The sequence below is a fragment of the Microbacterium sp. genome, assembly GCF_036277215.1.
GTDB lineage: Bacteria > Actinomycetota > Actinomycetes > Actinomycetales > Microbacteriaceae > Microbacterium.
Window position 1 is genome coordinate 1 of sequence record NZ_DASUNI010000222.1, and the last position, 3,623, is coordinate 3,623.

Here is a 3,623-nt window from a genome sequence, read left to right on the forward strand (position 1 = left end):
GCTCTCACCGTGCGGCGACCTCCACGGTCTGACCCGCCGCGAGCTCGAGGTACTCGGTCTGCTGATCGCCGGCTGGCACAACGCCCCGGCCTCCCAACGCCTTGGCGTCACACCGCGCACCATCGCCACCCACATCGAACACATCCTCACCAAGCTGGACGCCGACACCCGAGCGCTCGCCGCAGTCCGCGCGCAACGGCGCGGCCTGTACATCCCACCCGCACTGCTGACGCACAACGACCGCACCCCGTAACCCGCCAGACCCCGCGGTGGCAGCATCAACCGTGCGATCTCCACGGCGAGGAGTCCCCGCTCAGTAGCGTTGCCGGCCCGTTGAATCGCGACCGCCGACTACCGAGAATCCGCGTCTTCCGCGGATCTCGCTCACCGGCAACGACCCAGAGCCACCCTGATGCAGTCGATCAACTCCGCTCGCAGACCCCTCTGTCCTGGGTTTGTCCGCGTTCAGTCGGCAAGCCCCGAATCGCAGTACGCGTGCTCATCTGAGACGGTGAGCGGCGGAGCGGTCAGTTCGCGGTTCGCTTGACCACCAGCACGGTGACGTCGTCGTCGGCAGAGGCGTCCGAGGCGACCGCCAGTTCACGGATGCGCGCGATGATCTGCGACGCGTCCGACGCCTCTGCTGTGAGGGCCGCAATGTGGCGGAGTGATTCGACACTGCCGTCATAGAGATCCAGGATGCCGTCACTACAGCTCACCAGCGCGTCGCCGGGCTGCAGCTGCAGCTCGGCTGACCCCCACGGCTCGTCTGCTGGTATCCCCACCGGCAGGTTCCGCGACGCCAAACGCCGCCATGTTCCGTCGGCGCTCACGTGCAGACTCAGTCCATGACCGGCGTCCGCGTAACGCACGATTCCCGAACTTGCATCCAGTCGCGCATGGAAGAGAGTCGCGAACGCCGCAGTGTCGCCGAGATCCGACTCCAGACACTCCGAGGCGCGGGCGAGAGCGACCGAAAGGTCCTCGTGGTTGCGCGCACTCCGCACGACAGCGCGGACGGTGGCGGCAATGATCCCCGCTCCTATTCCCTTGCCCATCACGTCGCCGACAGTGAACGCCATTCCGCCGGTGATCTCGTACCAGTCGAAGAAGTCACCGCCTATCGTGCGTGACGGGACGCAGACCCCGGCGAACGCGTAGTCGGACGCCCCACTGACCGGCTTCGGGAGCAGTGCCTGTTGCACTGCCGAGGCCTGCTCGAGCTCCACGAGGTTCAACTGCTCCCTTGCATGCACGTCGGCGACGCGATCGCGGGCCAGCCGAGCCAGGTCATTCACGACCGCCGCAGCGAGTCCGAAGGCAAGCGCCGAGAAGAACCCCCGCGCGATCTCGTTCGGGTTTTCCTCCAGCGTTGATCCGAGCGCGAACGGAATCACAAGCCCGATCACGACACCGAGGAATGCGTAGACGATGTGTCTGCGGCCGTCGAACGCGGCGACCCACACAACGGGCAGGATCGCCAGCGAAGCGAAGATGGATGCGCTCTCGCCCGTCGCGAAGCGCAGCACACCCACCGCGACGAAGTCGAGCCCCGGAACGAGGAGCAGAATCGGTCCGGAGGCGTTGAACCGGGTGAGGATCGCGGCGATGCCGGTCGTCATCACAATGAAGATCGACGCGACGATCAGAGCCGTCGGGCTCGAGACCACGATCGTAGGCACGAGCAGGCTGATTAGCACCGCTACGGCGAACAGTCCTAGGACTGGAAGCTGCTTCACGAACGGAGACTGCTCGTCCAGACCGATGGCGGACACCGCGAAGGAGTCCACCGGCGAGCGGACCGGCATGGACGTACGCGGGGCTATGGCATTCATGCGTCAGCCACCGAGCGTCTCTTGCTGATCGTCCACACGTTGCGCCCTTCGGCGCGATGGTGCTCGAATTCGTCGACGAGCGCCTGGATGAACGCGAGACCCCGGCCCGACTCGGCGAACTCATCAGGCATCCGTCGCGGTCCGTCGTCGATGCCGGGCGGATCGGCGGAGTCGATCAGCACCGCACGAAGAACCTCGTCGTCGGCTGTGACTTCGAGCCGGCACACGACCGCCGTCGAAGAGGTCGCATGCTGGATGACGTTCGAGGCGAGTTCGATGAGCGCCGTCTCGAACATCATTCGGTCCATCTCGTCGATGTCGCCGCGCTCCTTCCACAGCGATGTGAGCGCGGCATGGACGAGGTCCACGCCGTCCGGCGGGGTTCGGAAAGTCAGTGCCCGTTCAGTCACGGTACGCGGCTTCGGCGCTGTCGAAACTCGCGAGGACTCTGTCGAGGTTCGACAGCCGCAGGACCATGGACACCTGGGTGCTGGGCGCCGCGATCCGCAGGTCGCCACCCGCCTGACGCGCCGACTTGAGACAGCCGACGAGCGCACCCAAACCCGAGGAGTCCATGAAGTCGATGGCGCTCAGGTCGACGACGATGCGGTTGCCGCCGCCGGAGATGGCGTCTACGACGACCGCGCGCAACTCGGGCGCGCTCACCATGTTCAGCTTGCCGGCGCCGCGCACGACGACGATGTCCGGGCTGATCTTCTGTGTCGTGAACGTCATACGGATTCCTTCTCTGGGACGGGGGTCTCTATGGGAGTGAAGCCCTTGTAGGTGATGGCGGTGAACAGGACGCTCAAGACGACAAGATCGAAGATCGCCCACGCGATGTTGACGCCGGTGCCGACGGGATCGGCGCCGTTGAAGATCAGATGGATGCACCCGATGACGATCGCGATCACCAGGAGCAGCATGACGACCAACTGAACCCGGATGAGGCGCCACTGGGGACCCGTCGACTCCTGACGCGTCTTGGGCGTCACGGCGAAACCGAGCGGAATGCGCAACACGACGTTGTTGAATGCCGTTGTGCACGCGGCGATCCATACCGGGAACAGGGCGAGGCTGTACTGCTGCCCGCGCCATGTCGGAGTGCCCTTCGCAGCGACGAGGAAGAGCAACTGGTTCACGACCATGAACGGGATGAAGCGGACGAAGAAGTCGAACGCGTTCGTGGCCACCGGCAGGATGCCGAGCACGAGGAAGATGATCGGCGCAGCGAAGTAGACCACCGCTGCGAAGCCGCTCAAATAGCTCCACATCGTCGCGAAGTACATCAACCGCTGCGGAATCGTCAGCGCCTTCTGGAACAGCGGATTCTCGCGCAGCAGCACCTGCATCGTGCCCTGTGCCCATCGCAGCCGCTGCGTGAGCATGGTGCCGACGTCTTCGGGCGCGAGCCCGTCGGCGAGGAGCTCGTGGTGATAGACGCTCTTCCAGCCCAGCCCGTGCAGCCTCATGCATGTGGCCATGTCCTCGGTGACGGAGATGGTCGCCAGCGGCATGATCGGCTGGGCCTCGCCGGGTCGGTCGATCGCGAGCTGCTGGAGCACCGCCTGCACGGACTCGAGCGCGTTGAGCGGCGAGAGCTCCCGCTGTGCGAGGTCGGCGACGATCACCTCGATGTCGGCGACGGCACCGACCCTCATCGGGCCGCCGTTCATCCGGGCCAGTGCCCGGATCTCTGCGAGATCGCCCTCTACGCCGGCGACGTCCGATGCCACGAGCGAGTAGCTCGCGGCATCCACCTGGCGGTGCAGCTCGTACGTGACCGAG

Annotated in this window: 5 protein-coding genes; 1 reads left to right on the top strand and 4 read right to left on the bottom strand. The window is 65.6% G+C overall.

Going from position 1 to position 3,623, the window contains the following annotated elements; genetic code table 11:
- A partial coding sequence (locus tag VFX99_RS11170; protein WP_329666367.1) for a helix-turn-helix transcriptional regulator occupies positions 1–253 on the top strand: 253 nt, incomplete at its 5' end.
- Positions 254–527: 274 nt separating this feature from the next.
- On the opposite strand, the gene VFX99_RS11175 is transcribed toward VFX99_RS11170, so the two are convergent.
- The 4 genes from VFX99_RS11175 to VFX99_RS11190 all read right to left on the bottom strand — a co-directional run.
- Positions 528–1,808 (bottom strand): PP2C family protein-serine/threonine phosphatase, encoded by a 1,281-nt coding sequence (locus tag VFX99_RS11175; protein ID WP_329666368.1) that lies wholly within the window; start codon positions 1,806–1,808, stop codon positions 528–530.
- A 23-nt stretch (positions 1,809–1,831) separates the two neighbouring features.
- On the bottom strand, positions 1,832–2,245 hold the full coding sequence (locus tag VFX99_RS11180; RefSeq protein WP_329666369.1) for an ATP-binding protein: 414 nt from the start codon (positions 2,243–2,245) through the stop codon (positions 1,832–1,834).
- Positions 2,238–2,570, bottom strand: coding sequence for an STAS domain-containing protein (locus tag VFX99_RS11185; RefSeq protein WP_329666370.1), 333 nt, complete (start codon positions 2,568–2,570; stop codon positions 2,238–2,240). Before VFX99_RS11185 ends, VFX99_RS11180 begins: the two co-directional genes overlap by 8 nt.
- Positions 2,567–3,623 (bottom strand): glycosyltransferase (locus VFX99_RS11190; RefSeq protein WP_329666371.1); only part of this gene is annotated, 1,057 nt, incomplete at its 5' end. The genes VFX99_RS11185 and VFX99_RS11190, both read right to left, overlap by 4 nt.

What these genes read in the sequence shown, in the direction of transcription:
- VFX99_RS11175 (WP_329666368.1), bottom strand. Translation starts at nt 1,808, where the DNA reads ATGCCGGTCCGCTCGCCGGTGGACTCCTTCGCGGTGTCCGCCATCGGT.
- VFX99_RS11185 (WP_329666370.1), bottom strand. Translation starts at nt 2,570, where the DNA reads ATGACGTTCACGACACAGAAGATCAGCCCGGACATCGTCGTCGTGCGC.